Source organism: Nocardia vaccinii NBRC 15922, assembly GCF_001613305.1.
Taxonomy (GTDB): domain Bacteria; phylum Actinomycetota; class Actinomycetes; order Mycobacteriales; family Mycobacteriaceae; genus Nocardia; species Nocardia vaccinii.
In genome coordinates this window covers 222,103-239,906 of the sequence record NZ_BDCC01000009.1, presented here as the reverse complement: position 1 = coordinate 239,906, position 17,804 = coordinate 222,103, and the positions used below count along the sequence as shown (strand labels likewise).

Here is a 17,804-nt window from a genome sequence, read left to right as displayed (position 1 = left end):
TGCGTGCCGTCGGATGTCGGCGGCACCGAGCCGCTCCCGTCGCGAGCAAGTCGCGCGGGTCAGTCTTGGGTGAGTTGCCCGTCGGTCATCCGCCAGCGCCGCGTCGCCCGGACGGTATCGAGCATGCGGCGGTCATGGGTGATGAGAATCATTGTGCCGGTGAAGGATTCGATGGCCTGCTCGAGTTGTTCGATGGCGGGCAGATCCAGGTGGTTGGTAGGTTCGTCGAGGATCAGCAGATTCACTCCGCGCGCCTGAAGTAGCGCCAGCGCGGCGCGGGTGCGTTCGCCGGGGGACAGGGTGTCGTTGGCGCGCAACACATGTGGCCCGCGCAGGCCGAATTTGGCCAGCAGCGTCCGCATCTCGGCCTCGGGCCAGTCGGGTACCTCCGCGCCGAATATCTCGGCGAGCGAGGCATTTCCGCGGAACAGTCCGCGCGCCTGATCGACCTCGCCCACGGCAACCGCGGAACCGAGCGTCGCGGTTCCGGTGTCGGGCGAGACCTTGCCCAGCAGCACGGCCAGCAGAGTGGATTTGCCGGAGCCGTTGGCGCCGGTCAGTACGATGCGGTCACCCCAGTCCACCCGTGCGGTCACCGGTCCCAGGGTGAAATCACCGCGAGTGAGGCTCGCGCCGGTGACGGTGGCGACCACCGACCCGCTGCGCGGGGCGGCGGCGATCTCCATGCGCAGTTCCCACTCCTTGCGCGGCTCCTCCACGACCTCGAGGCGTTCGATGCGTCGCTGAGTCTGCCGCATCTTCGATGCCTGTTTCTCGGTGGATTCCGCGCGCATCTTGCGGCCCGCCTTGTCCGAATCGGTCTTGGCCTTGCGGCGGGCGTTGCGGACGCCGTGCTCGAGCCAGTTACGCTGCATCGTCGCGCGCGCCTGCAGCCCGGATTTGGTGTCCGCGTACTCCTCGTAGGCCTCGCGAGCATGCCGGCGGGCGATCTCACGCTCGGCCAGGTACGACTCGTAACCGCCGTCGTACACGCCGACCTGCTGCTGCGCCAGATCCAGCTCGACGATGCGATTCACGGTGCGCGCCAGAAACTCCCGATCATGGCTGATCACCATCAGTGGCGCCCGCACCCCGGCCACGAAGCGCTCGAGCCGGGCCAGCCCGTCCAGGTCCAGATCGTTGGTGGGCTCGTCCAGCAGCAGAATGTCGAAGCGGGACAACAACACCGAGGCCAGGCCCGCCCGTGCGGCCTGCCCGCCGGACAGACCCGTCATCGTGGTGTCCAGACCCTGCGGCAGGCTCTCGATCAGGCCGAGTTCCGCGGCCACCTCCTGTGCTCGCTGGTCCAGATCCGCGCCACCCAGCGCCAGCCAACGTTCCAGGGCGGCGGAGTAGTCGTCCGCGCCGTCGGGCGCTGCGGCCAGGCGTTCGGCGGCGGCGTCCATGATGTTTTGCGCCGCAGCGACTCCCGTGCGTCGGGACAGGAATTCCAGCACCGTCTCTCCGGAGATGCGCTCGGGTTCCTGTGCGAGGTAGCCCACTGTCGCGTCGGGCGGGCTCAACGAGATCTGCCCCTCGGCCGCGTTGCCTTCGGACAGCATTCGCAACAGCGTCGACTTCCCGGCCCCGTTCACACCGACCAGCCCGATCACATCGCCGGGCGCCAGGATCAGATCCAGATCGCTGAACAGGACGCGTTCGCCGTGTCCGGCGGACAGGCCGCGGGCGTGCAGGGTCGCGCTCACGACTTCGCCTCGCCGGCGCGCACGCCGTGTCCTGTCGGTCCTGGGCTGACAAGCTTGTTCACGGACATGAGTCTGCCGTGTTCGGGGTTGTACCCCGAGATCGGGCCCGCGGAAATCAGGGTGTGCATCGGTCCTGGTCCCGATGTGCGTCCGGGTGCCGGGACGGCACAGTGGAGATATGACAACCAGTGATATGCGTCGCCTGACCCGTTCCCGTACCGATCGCTGGATCGGAGGCGTCTGCGGTGGGCTGGCCGAGTACTTCGGCTGGAACGCCACCCTGATCCGCCTGCTGTTCATCCTGTCGTGCCTGCTGCCCGGGCCGCAGTTCCTGATCTACCTCGTTCTATGGGTGGTCATACCGCAGGACTGAGAGCCGCTTCCGAATCCGGGTCCGCGCAGGTTGTCCACAGCCGGGTCCGGTTGCCGCACATATGCTCGACATCGCATTTCGTGAGTTATCCACAGGAACCCGGCAAAGGTGGATGCGCCGCGGGTGGGTCGGATGACAGGATGTAGCCACTTCCCTGCCGGACCCCATCCGAGGAGCTGCACATGGTCAATTCGGGCGACCTGCCAGGCCTGGACATGCCGGACGTCGACGCGCATTCCGATCTCGGCGGTCTAGGCGCCATCGAGCTCCACCACCCCACTCAGGATCTCAACGCCGACCACATCCCCGATGCCGAAACCGTCCATGGCACGCACTCCATAGACGTATGGAGCGATCTGGACCACGACGGCTTCGCCGACCACGTCACCGCCGTCGACAACGACGGCGACTATTCGGCGTGGGAATTCCACCACAACCCCGACGGTACGACCCAATGGGTGCGCACCGATCAGGGGCATGTGGGCGACCACAAGCACTGAGTTCGCGGCCGCAGTCGATGGCGTGCGGGCGAGATATGCGCTGGTGCAGGCGCATTCGACACTAGATCGACGTCGCCGTTCGGCACTGTGGGACCGAGCGTCGATCGTGTTGTGCAACTGTCCGATCCGGTCGGTGCCGGAGTGGTTCACCGGTAGCGACCGGAGATCCGTACGCCGACGGCCGGTCGCTGTGTCGGTCCGCCAACCTGCCCGATCGGTCCGATTCACCAGTACGGGAGGATCGGCCGGGCTCTCGTCGCCGACGACTCCTATGATCGGACGGAACCATTCGTATGCCGTGTACGTCCAAATAGGTAGGGCGATCGCGGGCCGAAGGATCGGCGGGGCGATTGCCGAAGCCGGTCGGGGAGTGGAGGGACACAGCGATGGCGAACGCGCCGTTGGACGTCAGTACGGACGATCTGGCCAAACTCGCCGGCCATATGCGGGATTCGGCGACGACCGTCGCCAATCAGGCCAAGGCGGTCAGCAGCGGCGATCATATGTTCGGCACGGGGCGCAACGGTGCGGAGTGTGAGGCCGGGCGCGCCTACGTGGCGCAGGGCGCCGCGATCCACGACGGGCTGCAGCACATCGCCGACTGGCTGCAGCACTGGAGTGATGCCACCACGGCGACCGCAACCGCGCTGGGGGCGAGCGCCATCGCCTACGGCTGGACCGACGGCTACAACGCCGAGCAGATCTCGAACGCCGACCAGTAGCCGCGGACAATCAGGGGAGCACGAGTTATGGGGATTGCGGCACCGACCGGAGACGAGATCAAGGCGCACGCGGGTGAGTCGGTCGATCAAATTCTCAACTGGGGTGCAAAGGGGGGAATCGCGTATTTCATGAAGTTCTACCCGCTGTATCTCGTACTGTGGCCTTCGAATCGAAGTCTTTCGGACATCGAGGCGCGATACGACGAACAGCGTGGCATGAACCTCGCGAAACTCGCCGGTACGCGTGATGCGTTGTCGGCGGCGCTGACTCAGGCGCAGACCGAGCAATACACCCAGCAGAACTGTGCTATTCGTCTTCAGGCTGTGTGGAGCGGCGGTGCCACCTCCGACACCGCGCATCAGATGGCAGTCGAGCAGGTTCGGCTGGCGGGTAATGATATCCAAGCGGCGCAGGCGGCGGTCGATGCGATCGGCAAGTTCGTCGACACGGCTCGTAGTGCTGTCACTGGTAAAGCGGCCAATGTTCGCAATATGACCGGCTTCGATGGAGATGATCCGAAGCTGGAGATCGATGGACGGTCTGCGGATGACATTCAGGAAATGATTGACATTCGTAATGCCAAAGAATGGGTCGGTAATCTTCAAGCGCGACAGGTGACTCTATGGTTCCCATCCAGGAAGATTGATACGGGCGATAATGAGGCGTTTTCCACGCACAATCCGGTCGATAAAAAGGACGGCTTGGGGCAGCGTACTCAGGCGGCAGTGAACTACTGGCTGGATCATGTTTTCAAACCCGATGTCGAAGCCAAGCTGAACATATTCGACACGGTGTGCGACGAGGCCGACGGCGATATCAACAACGCATACAAACTCGTCACCGATGCCATGAACGCGGTGCACGACACCAAGTATCCCCGCCCGGCGACATCCAACGCATCGCCAGCGCCGTCTCCGTCGCCCTCCCCATCTCCGTCGGCCTCCCCATCTCCGTCCAAGTCGACAACGCCGGCATCGACGACGACCACCGATTCGGGGGACAAGACCACAACCACGTCGCCCACGAACAACAACACCAACAACTCGAACAGCAACAACTCCAACCTCAGCACCACGCTCTCCAGCCTGGCGAGTCAGGCCAGTTCGCTGACCAGCACCGCCACCTCGGCGTTGAACGGCCTCGGCACCACGATGAATTCGATTGTCACCCAGGGGGAGAGCGCGATCAGCGCGCTGTCCGGGCAGATCGAGAAGGGTATCGATGGTGTCCTGAAGTCGGCGAGCGGTGCGTCGGGCGCTTCGGAGAAGTCCGTCGCCGAATTCGATATCGCCGGAAAGCATGTGAAGGTCGGGCTGGGCTCGCAGGGCGGTCTGGCGCTGAATCTGTCCGACTCCGCCGGAGACGACAAGACCTACACGCTCGAACTCGACGAGCACGGCATGCCTGTCATCTCCACCGAGGACCATGGGGCCTCGGGCCCGCAGGGCGCCTCGGATACCGAGGGCGCGTCAGGATCTCACGGCGCATCGGATTCGCACAGCTCCTCGGATTCCCATAGTTCTTCGGACTCGCACAGTTCTTCGGACTCGCACAGCACCGCGGAATCCTCAGGCGCATCGGGCAGTTCGTCCTCGACGTCCTCGGATTCCGGCAATCACATGAGCAGTCCCACCGCGGGTGGGCAGGATTCCACCACCGGGCAAACGCAGGACAGGACACCGAGCGTCGACACCGGAACAACCGTCAACCCCGGAACCGCCGCGTTGAAGGACCAGTCCAAGGACGAGCGGGCGAAGAACCAGACAACCCCCGCGCCTACGAAGCCGTTCGACAGCGGCGCGGAGCTTTCCGAGGCGGGGCCGCTGTGATCCGCACCGGGACCGACTGAACACGGAGTGTCGAAATCGTGGACTACGCCGCTGAAATCGAACGCATCGGCGCGGAGAACCGCCGCCGTATGTCGATGCTGATGGACGAACTGGACGAAGCCAAACTCCAGACCGAGCGCAACGCCCGGGCATGTGCCGAATGGTTCGCCGCGGAAGCGAATCGTGAGCGTCAGGAGCGCGAGCAGGCCGCCCGGTCCGCAGCCGATGAGGAAAGCGAACGTCGAGGTACCGATGCTCGCGAGCAGCAGGAGGCAGCGGCCCACCGTGCGGCGGAAATGCGGCAACGGCGTACGCCTGTGCGAACCGCTCCGGTACGACGGGCCAACGACCCCGCGATCCAGCAGCACAACGAGCAACCCCGCGAAGGTTGTGAGTCGACCGAACAGCTCACCGAAGCCGAACGCCGCGAGGCCGAACTCCGGGAACAACGCGCCGCCATCGCCCGTGCCGCTGCTTTCCGCAAGGCCAACAACGTGGTTCGTCCGGTCGACGACGAAGACGAGGACGACGAGTACTACCGGCGCAAGAGCTGGCTGGTCTGAGTCACGAATCGAATAGCCGCAGCCCCGGCCCGGTCGGGCTTGCTGGATCAGACCAGCCAGGACTTCTGCGGTTGCCCGTAGCCGTCGTCTTCGTCCCAGTCGGACGGACCGACGATCTGGTCGCGGTTCGGCTTTCGCGTGCCGGGGATGATCCGGGGCGCCGCCGCGGGAGGTATGGGTGCCGGGCGAGGGGCCGGCGGCGGGGTGACAGGCGGGGGAGTCGGGGAGCTGTCGTGATCCGGTTCAGGCGGTACGGGGAAGAACTCGTCCGTATTCGGCATATCCTCGAGGTCGACTTCCGATTGCACTGCGCCCATGCGAGTTTCGTACATCTGGCGGGCCGCGCGTTCGGCGGCCTCGGTGATCGCGCCCGCCAGTTTGCCGACGACGCCGCCACGGTAGGCGTCGGGCGAGATGTGTACGACGGCGACGATTCCCAGCGCGTCGACGCCGACGCGAGCCGTGTGATCGGTCGATGCGGCCTCGATGCCGGGCTGCGCGGATACGTTGGCGGGGTGGGGGTTTCGTGGTTCACCGATCGCGTCACTCAGCTCTCGGTTGATTTCCGCGAGCGGCGCCGCCGCCGACTTCGCGGCCTGCCGAACCTGGCGAGTCGCCTGCTGCGCCGCCTCGACCACCGATCTGCCGAGGTACTGGGGAGTGCTGCGCCGGAACGTCTCTGGGGCCAGCGTCACACCGGTTACCGCACCCGTAGGACTCACGGTCACCTCGACCAGCCCGTCCGCGGAGCGAGCCTTGGCGCTGACGGCCGCCAACCGCCGCTCGGCGGCCCTCAGATCGGCTTCCTTCCGATCGATATCGGCGAGAATCGCACCGAAGTCGATCGCTTCGAAGTCGGCTACTTCGCTCATCGGAACTCCCACACCCCTCGGTATTTCGCTCGATGATAGCCCCGGCGCCGACAGGCCGGGCCACGAGACGTCGTGATCACAAACACGCTGTGCAACATCGGAAATCGAGGGAACCGAACCCGGTCCGTGCGCGTCCAAGTAATCGTGCGGGCTGTACCCGCGGTCCGGTAGCCTACCGGCCGATAGATTCGGATCGAAGGGGGATGTGCGTGGCCACAGTGCTGAATGTGCCGTCGACGGAGGACTTCACCGGCTATCAGGGCTTGGTCGCCAAACAGGGTGAACACCTCGCGCCGATGGTGACCTGGGCGGGCAAGGAGTGCATGGACACCGACGGTTTGACCGGGGTGCTGAGCGTCTTGGTGAAGCCGATCGTGCCGACTCCGGCGAACTACATCGGCGCGAAACTCTCCCAGTGTCAGCGGGGTATGGGCGCGGTGAAGGACAAGATCGCCACCGTGGACAGGGAACTGCGGGCCGAGGACGACAAGAACGCGACGGATCTGAAGAAGATCTTCCCGGACCAGATCTCCGGATTCCCGGATATCGGGTCGCTGCCGACCATCTCGAGCGAGGCGGCCGATTTCACGGACGAGGATGTGGTTCTGAAGGAGCCCACCGAGGTGGAGACCACTCCGACCTCCCAGGTGTCGGAGCCCACGATCAAGAAGAGCATCAAGAGTCTGCGCAAGAAGAACAAGAAGGCGGCCAAAGAGGCGGCGAAGAACAGGGATGGCGACGGGTCCTCATCCGATGACGATTCCACTGATGCCGGCAACTCGAAGAGCGGACTGGGCGCGCTTGCGGAAGAACACATCTCGAACTGGACGAAATACCTCGACGCCAAGATGACCGGTTCCGGACAGGTACTGTGGCTGGCGGAAAAGGGCTACAAAATGGTGACGGGCCACAGCCTGATCGACACCGCGTTCAAGCCGATCGCCGGCGACTGGGATCGGTTGATCTATCTGCACGACGCGTACGACACGCTGGGTGACGGCTGCTACACGGTCGCGGGAACGTTGCGGAAAGCGTCGTGGAAGATCGGCAGTGAATGGAAGGGTGATACCGCGACGGCTTTCGATTCCTACATGTTCCGCTGGACCATGGGGATCGGCGGCGTCGGAGATCTCGCCAAACTGGTCGCCAAGGCGTACAAGGAGGCGCACGATCTTCTGCTGAAGTTGATCGGCAAACTTGTCGACAAACTCAGCGATATGATCGATACCGGAATCAAGAAGCTGGCCGTGAAAATTGCCGAGATGCTCGCGGGCGATGCCATCATCGAGACGGTCGGACTCGGTCCGGAAGATCCGGTTGCGGACGTGGTCGCGGTGGCGTACAGCGCGGAGAAGATGTACGAGATCTATAAACTGGTACGCACGGTCGTCAATGACGTCATTGCGGTGGTCGAGATATACAAGGAGATCAAGACCGCGATCGAGAAGCTGAGAACGGATATCGATACGGCCGTCAACAGCCTGACGCACGGCAGTTGGCCCTCGGTGGGCAGCGTCGTCGCCGATGTCGAGACGAAGGGCTTCGACTTCGAGAAATCGGGATCGTCCAGTAGCGGATCGGGTTCGTGGGACGCCGCGGCGGGTGTCGGGCGTCTCGCGTTGCTGCCGCAAATGTGACACAGCATGGCCGCATACAATTCGAATATCGAACGAGAGGCGTGCCGGATTCATCCGAGGCATGCCGGGGGTGGAATCATATGCTGAACGGCCTTACCGAATTCGACATAATTCCCGAATACAAGATTCGCGGTACAACTTTCTGGGTCAGGGTGCCCGGATCGGACAACCCGGTCGCGCGGATACGGCGAGACGTCGGCGTGACGGGCTCGGTCGGCGGTCTGCATCGTGTTTTCGTCGGGCCGAATCTCGATGAGTTCGCCGGATTCGTGACACCGACCGGTGCTTACGACGCCAGTCGGACGAAGGTCGGCTCGCTGACGGTCGACGATTCCGGTTATGCGACACTGGAGAAGCCCGTCGTGTTCTGCCAGGAAAATATGGAGCCGCTCACCGAGCACGCATCCGGCCTGATGGGCAGAATCATGCGACTGCCGCTGATGGGGTATCTGGTCTATTTCCTGAATCCCGTCGTCGTCATGGCGGGAATGCTGGTCGGCGCCAGGCGGGCCGCCGATTTCAGAAGTGCGCACAGCCCCGGATTCCGCATGGCGAAGGTCACGCGGGTGAAGAATCATTTCCGGTTTTCGATCAGCGATCCCCGGATCGATGTCCTGCTGGTGTTCTCCTGCTTTCTGGTGGCCCACAGCAGTTGGGGCTATCTGAATCCGAAGAAATCCCTGACGAGCACTGTTTCGGCATTCGACCCGAAGAGCTGGAAAGGGCCGCGGGCGCTGGCCGTCCGCAGTTGAACAACGGCCGACGCGGCTCGGCGACGACAACGCATCTATCAGGGGAGACACAGGCACCATGCTGGGAGAATTGGCGGGCTGGATCGCCCGCGACATGATCACCGATCGCATCGATCGGCATGTCGAGCAGCGGGAGGAGCGCAAAGGGAAATTCGGCGTTCCGGTGGTGACATCGGTCGCCATGATGATCGGCACCGTCGCCGCGGTCGGATTGTTCTTCGTGGAGCGGCGTTCCGATTCTTCGGGCGGTGTGCCGGTCTGGCCCATCATCCTGGTGGGCGTCCGTGCGGTGTTGGTTGTGCTGATTGCCTTCGGCTTGCGTGCCGGCCGGGCTGATCGGCGCGGTGGATGGGTGTACTTCGGAATAATGCTGACCGAGGCGGTCAACCTGTTCATCGTCCTCGTCGACGGGATTGCCGTGATCGCCGCGGGTTTGGGGCACGCGGTCAACGTCGTCGTCTCGATCGGTGGAGGTAGTGCGGCCGACCTCGTTCCGGCCCGGTTCGTGTGGGCGCTGACCGCGGTGGGCGTCGTCGGATTCCTGGCCGACATGGTCATCGCCATCGCGCTGGCGATCCGGCGGCGCGCGCTGGACTGAGTGCGGAGCCGCTGCCGTTTTGCCTTGCAGCAGGTCCATCCGCCGACTGGGCTCGGCCTTGTTCCGGATCGGTAGAGGTAGCGTGCATCCATGTCCGAGGCGCCCCCGTTCAGTCCCACGATCATGCTGCTCACCGTCAGCCGGGTGTGGGAGGCGGCGTTCGCCGAGGCGCTGAAGCCGCTCGGGCTGACCACGCGCCAGTACGGGTTGCTGGGGCATATCCGTGGGACGCCGGGCATTTCGTTCAGCGAGCTGGCGCGGCGTTCGCGAATCACCGTGCAGAGTGCGCACACCGCGGTAGCCCGGTTCGTCGCGGCCGGTCTCGTCGATGACAGCACTGCGCACGCCGGGTCGGCATCGACCCTCGAGGTCACGGCAGACGGGGCGGCTGTACTGGCTCGGGCCGCGGTCGTGGTGGCCGAGCTCGACGCGGAGTTCACCACCCGGCACCCGGATCTGACGGAGGCGTTGCGGGCGCACATGCGGGCACTATCGGCATCCGATATAACCTTCAGTTAGTCTGAAGGTTATGGAAACCGATGAGGCCCAGAGCGTATGAGTATCCGGCATTATCTGCGTCGGCCCCCGGCCGTGAGCGCCGCCGAGGCGGTTCGGCTCGTCGAGGGCGGCGCGCTCGTGGTGGACGTGCGTCGTCAATTCGAATGGAACCGCGTACACATCCCCGGCGCGGTCCACGCGCCCCTCGAAGTGTTACTGGACCGCTGCCTGAGCTTTCCCGACGATCGTCTCCTCATCACGTTCTGCACCGGCGGCATCCGGTCCGCGGGTGCGGCGAACCTGTTGGTGGAGAACGGATTCGACGCGGTCAATATGAGCGGCGGTCTCGTGCAGTGGCGCGCCGCGGGCGGACGGCTCACCGACTCCTGATGTTGTTTCAGCGGGTTTGCGGGCCTACTACATCGACGGCCTTGTCCGCGGCCGCGTCGACCCATTCCTGCACGCTGCTGCCCTGGGGCAGGTGATGTAGATGCCCCTTGGAATCTGTGAAGGATTGGGCCAGTAGGTCATTTGCCGTGAACGGGATCCGGTCGGTCGAGACCTCGTCGAGTGTGTTCGGGTCGAACGGCGGTGTTGTCGGGGCCGTCGTGTAGGTCGTGGTCATGGGCGAACTGTCGGTGGTCTCCATGGTGGACGTGGCCGAATGTCAGGTGATTTCGGTCAACGCCGGTCGCGCCACTGCACCGCGGTCAGGATGTAGTCCTCGATTCTGGCCGGCCCGGGCAAATCGCCGGCCGGTGAGCACAACGCGGCGACGAAGGCGGGAGGGACGTACAGGTCCATCAGCCAGATCGCGAGCAACCTGCCGAACGACGGATATCGGCCGGTGTCGGGGCGAAGGGCGACCAGGCCGAACACGGCCTTGCCGAGCGTGGTGTGGACGATCGTCTGGATGATCACGCGGTTGACGAAGGAGGCGGCCAGGAAGCCCAGGACCATGAATACCGCGATCGGTACCGCCTTCTGCCAATCACGGTGTAGCAAAGCCTCTTTCGCGGGATGGGGCGCCTTCGTGAAGGCGACGGCCCCGCCGATTGCGAGATGGATCAGCACGTCGAGTGCGAATCCGAGTGCACGCCTGAGTTTGCGCGGCGATGGATAGTCCGGATCATCCAGCGCGCCGTGTCGTTTCGGCTTCGCCTCGGCTTCGGGATCGCCGGGACGTTTCATCATGACCCGGCCGTTCTCCCGCTGCATCTCGTACTCGCCCGCGCCGGGACCATCGGATGACCGAGGCCGATCGACGCCCGGATCGCGATAGGTGAAGGTCGGCGGCCGCCTCGCCGGCGAGTAGTACGCATATCGCAACGGTCCACCGCCCTCGTGCACCGAGATGACGCCGTACTTGTGCGGATCGCCGGCGAACCAGACCTCGGTGGTCCGATGGTTCACCAGCTTGCCGATGCCGTTCGCCCACGTGCTCAGGATCAGCGCCGATATCGGCCGGCGATTCGCATCGAGAAGTTCCACCCATTCGTAACGGCCGGTGGAGATGTAGTTGATCTGCCAGCGTATCCACGGATTCCGCTGCAATGCCCTGCGTCGCCGTCGGTGTATCCACAGGAACGTCAGAGCGAACATCAGGCCGAAGACGAATATCAGAAAGAGCGGCCCGGCGAGGAATCTGCCCGCCTTTGCCGCACCGTGCACACCGGGACGGTCGAACTTGTTCACCGCCACTACAGCCAGCGGTCCGCAGGCGGCACTGACGAGTACGCCCAACCAGAGCCACAGCCGCCGATAACCCAGTGCCGCACGCGTGGCGGGCCAGTCGATCGCCCGCGGCGGATCAGCGGAATCGGCCGCGCCGACGGATTGATTCACCATTGCTCCCGGCTAGAGATTCAGACTGGAGTACGCGGGCGTCAATGCGGTGAACTCGATCGAGGTAGCCATTCCGAACAGCATTTCCCCGTACAGCGGGCCGGAATCGACCGACAGCGTGGAGAACTCGATCACCGCTACGGTTGTGCCGTCGTCCGAGGGAACCAGCGCTTCGAGTTGGAATACCGGGACATCCCCGGAGTCGCCATCGTATGCCGGCAGGTCGGGGGCGGGGAATCTCCGTGTGAGCTCGGAGAACAGCATCGGCCGCCCGTCGGCTTCGACGGGCTCGACAGTGGCCGACGGGGCCTGCGCCAGCTTGTTCATCGCGAGGTCCTGGACGACGAGCCGCGGGTTCTGTGGATCTCCGCACCGCAGAAGGGAAATCGTGATCCACGAGGTGACCTGCTCACCCGCCTCGGTCATGTGACGCCCGACGCCGCAATACACCGTCCGGCGAGCCGCGAGCGCTTTCAGGAAGAATTCGAGCACGCCCAACACGTCCGAGACGCTCGAATTCAATGAATCCGGAGCGGCTTCGGCGATCGGTCCCGCGGCGTCCCGGAGGGTTCGGTCGATATCCGTGAGCGGGAGCGGATGGTATCCGGAGGGAATGTCCAGGGCGATCGAATACTCGATCGGACGCTTCGGTGTGGTGTTCATATGCTCAACTCGTCGCCTCGTCGTATCCCCAGGTCCCGATCTTGGTCACTGAACTCTTGACTCCCTTGAGGACCTTCAAGGCGACTGCCGGATCGGGTACGGCATGCGCGCCTTCGACTTTCATCGCTTGCAGGACGGTGTGCGTCCCGGCGGTGAGGCCACTGCTGTTGAGCGCTGTCGCGAGCTTGCCGGTGCCGTCACCGATCAACTTCTGATTCAGCCACCCTGGTGCGTGCGCGGATTCCGACCATGCCCGCGCCATACCCTCGAATCGGCCGACGTCACCGACAGCGTCGCCCAGCATGGCGACCTTTCCCACCTTCGCCAGACCGCCGACTCCGGGGATCAGGCTCATGGCATCGCCACCCACGGTCTCGGCGGCCTTCAGCTTGTCCGACCAACTGCCGTGCAGGAACGCGTTGCGTATGTCCTTGTCGGTCGCGTCCAAGGCGAGTGCTCCAGCGCCCGCGGCGAGCGATACGCCCAGGGCGATGGCGTCGATCGGCGGCGGAGTGACGACCGCCAGCAATCCGGCTACCGTCGAGATGATGGACAGGGCCTCGTGCAGACCTTTGCGATGCTCGTCGATCCACTTCCCGACCGCCTTCACCGCGTCGGTGATGCTGTCCCACCAGTGGTGGTTCGGGGCGCTGGGGGCGAAATCCTTTGCGGCGGAGTCGAGTTCGGCGGCTACCTTGCGGGCCAGTTTGCCGTGTTCGGATTCGAGGTCCTTGGCGCGTTTGACGATGGCATCGATCTGGCCCTGGTAGTCGGCGACCGACGTGCCGGCGGTGTGGACGGCGGCGGTGGCGGCGTCGAGCCGGGATTGCGCTGCGGCCAAGGCGTTCTGGTCGGTGAAGGTCTGGTTGGCCAGGCCGAGGTCGGGGTTGGATTCGGCTTGTTGCAGGGCGGTGACGGCCTTGGCGTGGTTGGCGCGGGCCTGCGCCGCCTCGGTTTCCAGGGTTTTCGCGGTGTCCTGGTAGCCGACCAGACCGGTGTGCCATTCGTCCAGGACGGTGACGGCGCGTTCCAAGGAGTTCTGCGCGTAGCCGAGATCCTGGGCGAGGGTGTTGTCGAAGTGAGTGCGGAACGCGTCGCCCGCGTCGCCCTTCCAGATGTCGTCGTTGCTGTTGCGGAGACGTTTGAGCAGATCGTTGGTCTCCTTCACCGCTGTGCCCGCGGAATTGATCTGCGTCCGCAGGCCGGTGACGTCATCGGGCGTGCCGGGGACCGGGTCGAAGCCGATATTGGGATATGGGTTGGTCCGGGTCATACGTTGACCTGTGCGCCGGAGGTGCCGTCGACGACGGACTTCGCCTGGGACAGGGCCTCGGCGAAGGCGGTATCGGCCTCCTGATAGGCGTCGTGGCATTGTGAGATGCCATCCGCGGTGGATGTGGCGGACTTGCCGATCTGCTCGATCCCGTACTTCCACCGGCGCTGGAAGCTCTCGGCGGCATCGTTGAGCACCTTCGGGCCGATATCGCCGTGACCGCCCTGGGCCATCGCCTTCATCGCATCGGTCAGCACCTGTTCGGAGTTGCGCAACGACACCACCGCTTTACCCAGTGCCTCGATGTCCACCGAGAGAAATCCAGCCAATTTCCAGCCACCTCTTCATTCCGTCACGCGACGTACGACGTCTCCAGTGCTTGCTTGGACGTCCCGGAAACCGTTCCGGTTCCACAGCTTCCGGATATTTCCGCCAGATCTCCCGGTGCTCGGACGTGCTGCGATCGGGCATCGGCCGATCGACGGCCGTGCCGCGCTCGGCGGCCGAACTCAGCGGGATATTGGGAAAATCGGGCGAAACACGCTGTCCGCCAGATGGTTCCGCCTACTTGCGCAAGAGCTGGACAACCTGCAGCAGCTGCGTCTTCGACGGAGGTTCAGGTTCCTCGGTCGCGTGCGGATCGATGATCTCCGTGTGCGAGATCACTTCTTCCGGTTCGGCGAACGCCTTGTACTTCTTGTCGCCCAGCAACTGGTAGGTGAGGTATCCGACCAGCAGGCCGCGAGTGAGGCGTTCGGTCTTGGGCTCGAATTTGGCCGCTCCCAGCGCGGACAGGGCCCGGCGGCCACGGACGATGCCGTTGCGCGACGCGCCGTCGACCGAGCGCAGCACCGCGGGACCACCCCACGCGGCGGCCAGCGCGACGGCATCGGAACCGACCGCATCGGTATCCGCACCGGCGCTCAGGATCAGGGCGGGCGTTTCGATATCGGGGGCCAGGGATTCGGCCGAGGGTGCGGTGACCGCGGGATAGAGCGCGGCGACGGCCGCGACCTTGCGCCGCGAGGCCGCGATGACCGCGGCACCCGCCCCCATACCGTGACCGGCCAGCGCCAGTTTGTCGGGATGAACGCTGATCTTGCCTTCGCCCAGCCGCACTCCGGTGCAGATGTCCAGTGTGGTGAGCAGGTCGGTGGCCAGGTTCAGGTGCGAGGGGATCGGTCCGCGCTCGGTGTCGGGTGCGGCCGCGACGAAACCCCAGGAGGCGAGATGTTCGAGCAGCTTGCGGTAACGGCCGGCACCGGTGAGCCAGCCGTGCCCGAAGACGACGGCGGGCAGGTTCAGACCCGTCTCCGGGGTCCACACCAGACCGGGCTGCCCGGCGATGCCGAGATTGCCGTGCAGGACCCGATGCGGGCCGGGGCTGGCCAGGGTGCTCAGGAGCGATTTCACAGACGCCGACACGACGTCGAATTTATCCGATAGCCGCCCGCGGGCGGCGTTTCGCCGGATCCCGGGGCCGTCGCCGAGCCTGCCGATCCGGGCGGCAACGCATCTGCCAGCGCTTTCCGGGGTGAAGACATGCGACGGTCCCGGCATCCGCAGCTCGACACGCCCGGCTCCCGCACCCGGTACGATGCCTTCGCTCGAGCGAATGTGCCCCTTTGCCGCGCCGAACGAGCGCAGCCGGGCACGCGTGCGAGCGCATGTCGCGGCCGTGTCGCTGTCCTGGTTGCGCCCCAGTACGCTGGGTCCCCATGTGCGGAATCGTGGGCTACGTGGGATACCGGGACGCGCTCGGCGTCGTCGTGGACGCGCTGCGCCGTATGGAGTACCGGGGATACGACTCCGCGGGCGTGGCCATCCTGGACGGTGCGGGCGGGATCGCCGTGGAACGCAAAGCCGGTCGCCTGGCCAATCTGGAGGCCGAGCTGACCGATGCCGGGATGGCGAACTTCGCCGGCACCACCGGGATGGGCCACACGCGATGGGCCACGCACGGCGCGCCGACCGACCGCAACGCCCATCCGCACCGCGATGCCGAGGGTGCGGTGGCCGTGGTGCACAACGGCATCATCGAGAATTTCGCTCCGCTGCGTCACGAACTCGAGTCCGCCGGGGTGGAGTTGCGCAGCGATACCGACACCGAGGTCGCGGTGCATCTGGTTTCGCGCGCCTATGCCTCCGGTCCGACCGCGGGTGATTTCGTCGCCAGCGCGCTGGCCGTGCTGCGCCGGCTCGAGGGAGCGTTCACGCTGGTGTTCACCCATGCCGCGCATCCGGGCACGATCGTGGCCGCGCGCCGGTCGACGCCGCTGGTGGTGGGCGTCGGCAAAGGGGAGATGTTCATCGCCTCGGATGTGACCGCGTTCATCGAACACACCAGGGAGGCAGTCGAACTCGGGCAGGATCAGGTGGTGGTGATCACCGCCGACGGGTACACGGTCACCGATTTCTACGGCAATTCCGGTGTGCCCACCCGCCCCTTCTCCATCGACTGGGATCTGGCCGCGGCGGAAAAGGGCGGTCACGATTACTTCATGCTCAAGGAGATCGAGGAGCAGCCCGCCGGGGTCGCCGACACCTTGATCGGGCATTTCGACAAGGGTCGGATCGTGCTGGACGAACAGCGCCTGGCCGATCAGGAGTTGCGCGAGTTCGACAAGGTCTTCGTCGTCGCCTGCGGCAGTTCGTATCACGCGGGTCTGCTCGCCAAATACGCCATCGAACACTGGACGCGGCTGCCCGTCGAGGTGGAACTGGCCAGCGAATTCCGTTATCGCGACCCGGTTCTGGACCGTTCCACGCTGGTCGTGGCGATCTCGCAGTCCGGGGAGACCGCGGATACGCTCGAGGCGGTGCGGCACGCCAAGGAGCAGAAGGCGCGCGTGCTGGCCATCTGCAATACCAATGGCGCGCAGATCCCACGGGAGTCCGATGCGGTGGTGTACACCCGCACGGGTCCGGAGATCGGGGTCGCCTCCACCAAGGCGTTCCTGGCCCAGATCACGGCGAATTACCTTGTCGGCCTTGCCCTCGCGCAGGCACGCGGGACCAAGTACCCGGACGAGGTGGCGCGCGAATTCGGTCAACTCGAGTCCATGCCGGAACTGGTGGAGCGCGTGCTGGAGACCGCGCCGCAGGTGCGCGAGGTCGCGCGGCGGTTCGCCAACGCCTCGACGGTGTTGTTCCTGGGGCGTCACGTCGGCTATCCGGTGGCCCTCGAGGGTGCGCTCAAGCTCAAGGAACTGGCGTATATGCACGCCGAGGGTTTCGCCGCGGGTGAGCTCAAGCACGGTCCGATCGCGCTGATCGAGGACGGCCTGCCGGTCATCGTGGTGATGCCCTCGCCGAAGGGCCGCGCGGTGCTGCACTCCAAACTGCTCAGCAATATCCGCGAGATCCAGGCCCGTGGCGCGAGCACCATCGTGATCGCCGAGGAGGGGGACGACACCGTGCGCCCCTTCGCCGACCACCTGATCGAAATCCCCGCCGCGCCAACCCTTTTCCAGCCGCTGCTGTCGACGGTCCCGCTGCAGATCTTCGCCGCCGAGGTGGCGCAGACTCGCGGTTACGACATCGACAAGCCGCGCAACCTCGCCAAATCCGTCACGGTCGAGTAGGCGTTCGGTCGCGATCAGATGAGCCCGATCCGGTCTCGCCGGGTTCGGCGGCACTGGAGTCGAGACGTTCTCGGCTGACGGTGCGGCATCCTCGCGGCATACCGCGCACACCCGGATGCGGCGCGCCGAGGCTGTTCGATCGGGGCCGAGGAGTCACTGTCGGATAACGCACGCCTTCCTGGCGTCACGGTCGTGTGATGTGGCCGGTGGGGTGTCACTGTAGTGCCATTGCGCTGGTCACACGGGTGTGCTCGAACCTGCTCCGGTGACCGAGAGTTAGATATATCTCTTTCTGAAATAGGTTTAGTTATCCTTTCGTTAACCTTTAGTTCATTTGTCGCGACCATTCTGTGACTTGCCGAGATGAGCCAAGAGCAAATCTCCAGCG

Annotated in this window: 19 protein-coding genes; 11 read left to right on the top strand and 8 right to left on the bottom strand. The window is 64.9% G+C overall.

All coding sequences use genetic code 11. The annotated features are described in order from the left end of the window. Positions 1 to 59: 59 nt before the first annotated feature. Positions 60 to 1,706, bottom strand: coding sequence for an ABC-F family ATP-binding cassette domain-containing protein (locus NV1_RS05770; RefSeq protein ID WP_067886219.1), 1,647 nt, complete (start codon positions 1,704 to 1,706; stop codon positions 60 to 62). Positions 1,707 to 1,884: 178 nt separating this feature from the next. Between NV1_RS05770 and NV1_RS05765 the strand changes: the two genes are divergently transcribed. From NV1_RS05765 to NV1_RS05745, 5 genes are all read left to right on the top strand, one after another. Beyond that, positions 1,885 to 2,079, top strand: a complete 195-nt coding sequence (locus tag NV1_RS05765; RefSeq protein ID WP_084525112.1) for a PspC domain-containing protein — start codon at positions 1,885 to 1,887, stop codon at positions 2,077 to 2,079. Positions 2,080 to 2,261: 182 nt separating this feature from the next. Continuing rightward, positions 2,262 to 2,579 carry a DUF6802 family protein gene (locus tag NV1_RS05760; RefSeq protein ID WP_067886215.1) on the top strand — a complete coding sequence of 106 codons (318 nt, stop codon included), beginning with the start codon at positions 2,262 to 2,264 and terminating at the stop codon, positions 2,577 to 2,579. A gap of 386 nt (positions 2,580 to 2,965) precedes the next feature. After that, positions 2,966 to 3,301, top strand: coding sequence for a hypothetical protein (locus NV1_RS05755; RefSeq protein ID WP_067886213.1), 336 nt, complete (start codon positions 2,966 to 2,968; stop codon positions 3,299 to 3,301). A gap of 27 nt (positions 3,302 to 3,328) precedes the next feature. After that, complete coding sequence (locus NV1_RS05750; protein ID WP_067886211.1) at positions 3,329 to 5,131, top strand: hypothetical protein; 1,803 nt, start codon at positions 3,329 to 3,331, stop codon at positions 5,129 to 5,131. Between the two features lie 38 nt (positions 5,132 to 5,169). Next, entirely contained in the window at positions 5,170 to 5,694 is a 525-nt protein-coding gene (locus tag NV1_RS05745; protein ID WP_067886209.1) for a hypothetical protein, read from the top strand. Positions 5,695 to 5,741: 47 nt separating this feature from the next. Here NV1_RS05745 and NV1_RS05740 read toward each other — a convergent pair whose 3' ends face one another. Continuing rightward, entirely contained in the window at positions 5,742 to 6,566 is an 825-nt protein-coding gene (locus tag NV1_RS05740) for a YbaB/EbfC family nucleoid-associated protein (RefSeq protein ID WP_067886207.1), read from the bottom strand. Positions 6,567 to 6,775: 209 nt separating this feature from the next. Here NV1_RS05740 and NV1_RS05735 point away from each other — a divergent pair, with 209 nt between their 5' ends. The 5 genes from NV1_RS05735 to NV1_RS05715 all read left to right on the top strand — a co-directional run bounded on the left by NV1_RS05735 (position 6,776) and on the right by NV1_RS05715 (position 10,441). Continuing rightward, on the top strand, positions 6,776 to 8,203 hold the full coding sequence (locus tag NV1_RS05735) for a hypothetical protein (protein WP_067886205.1): 1,428 nt from the start codon (positions 6,776 to 6,778) through the stop codon (positions 8,201 to 8,203). An 80-nt stretch (positions 8,204 to 8,283) separates the two neighbouring features. Then, positions 8,284 to 8,955 carry a hypothetical protein gene (locus tag NV1_RS05730; RefSeq protein WP_067886203.1) on the top strand — a complete coding sequence of 224 codons (672 nt, stop codon included), beginning with the start codon at positions 8,284 to 8,286 and terminating at the stop codon, positions 8,953 to 8,955. Between the two features lie 58 nt (positions 8,956 to 9,013). Continuing rightward, the gene (locus NV1_RS05725) at positions 9,014 to 9,553 is read left to right on the top strand and encodes a hypothetical protein (protein WP_067886201.1); all 540 of its coding nucleotides are present in this window, start codon (positions 9,014 to 9,016) and stop codon (positions 9,551 to 9,553) included. Positions 9,554 to 9,643: 90 nt separating this feature from the next. Further along, positions 9,644 to 10,072, top strand: a complete 429-nt coding sequence (locus tag NV1_RS05720; RefSeq protein WP_067886199.1) for a MarR family winged helix-turn-helix transcriptional regulator — start codon at positions 9,644 to 9,646, stop codon at positions 10,070 to 10,072. 36 nt (positions 10,073 to 10,108) lie between these two features. Next, positions 10,109 to 10,441, top strand: coding sequence for a rhodanese-like domain-containing protein (locus tag NV1_RS05715; RefSeq protein ID WP_067886197.1), 333 nt, complete (start codon positions 10,109 to 10,111; stop codon positions 10,439 to 10,441). 7 nt (positions 10,442 to 10,448) lie between these two features. Here the strand turns inward: NV1_RS05715 and NV1_RS05710 are convergent, their stop codons facing one another. From NV1_RS05710 to NV1_RS05685, 6 genes are all read right to left on the bottom strand, one after another. Then, complete coding sequence (locus NV1_RS05710; RefSeq protein WP_157116593.1) at positions 10,449 to 10,676, bottom strand: hypothetical protein; 228 nt, start codon at positions 10,674 to 10,676, stop codon at positions 10,449 to 10,451. A 56-nt stretch (positions 10,677 to 10,732) separates the two neighbouring features. Continuing rightward, a complete protein-coding gene (locus tag NV1_RS05705) occupies positions 10,733 to 11,899 on the bottom strand; it encodes an RDD family protein (protein ID WP_067886194.1) in 1,167 nt (388 codons plus the stop codon). Positions 11,900 to 11,908: 9 nt separating this feature from the next. Next, positions 11,909 to 12,559 carry a hypothetical protein gene (locus NV1_RS05700; protein WP_067886192.1) on the bottom strand — a complete coding sequence of 217 codons (651 nt, stop codon included), beginning with the start codon at positions 12,557 to 12,559 and terminating at the stop codon, positions 11,909 to 11,911. Between the two features lie 4 nt (positions 12,560 to 12,563). Further along, positions 12,564 to 13,832, bottom strand: coding sequence for a hypothetical protein (locus tag NV1_RS05695; protein ID WP_067886190.1), 1,269 nt, complete (start codon positions 13,830 to 13,832; stop codon positions 12,564 to 12,566). Further along, positions 13,829 to 14,161 carry a hypothetical protein gene (locus NV1_RS05690; RefSeq protein WP_067886189.1) on the bottom strand — a complete coding sequence of 111 codons (333 nt, stop codon included), beginning with the start codon at positions 14,159 to 14,161 and terminating at the stop codon, positions 13,829 to 13,831. Before NV1_RS05690 ends, NV1_RS05695 begins: the two co-directional genes overlap by 4 nt. 235 nt (positions 14,162 to 14,396) lie before the next feature. Continuing rightward, a complete protein-coding gene (locus tag NV1_RS05685; RefSeq protein WP_067886703.1) occupies positions 14,397 to 15,257 on the bottom strand; it encodes a dienelactone hydrolase family protein in 861 nt (286 codons plus the stop codon). Positions 15,258 to 15,550: 293 nt separating this feature from the next. Here NV1_RS05685 and glmS point away from each other — a divergent pair, with 293 nt between their 5' ends. Continuing rightward, positions 15,551 to 17,416, top strand: coding sequence for a glutamine--fructose-6-phosphate transaminase (isomerizing) (gene glmS, locus NV1_RS05680; protein WP_067886187.1), 1,866 nt, complete (start codon positions 15,551 to 15,553; stop codon positions 17,414 to 17,416). Positions 17,417 to 17,804 lie beyond the last annotated feature (388 nt).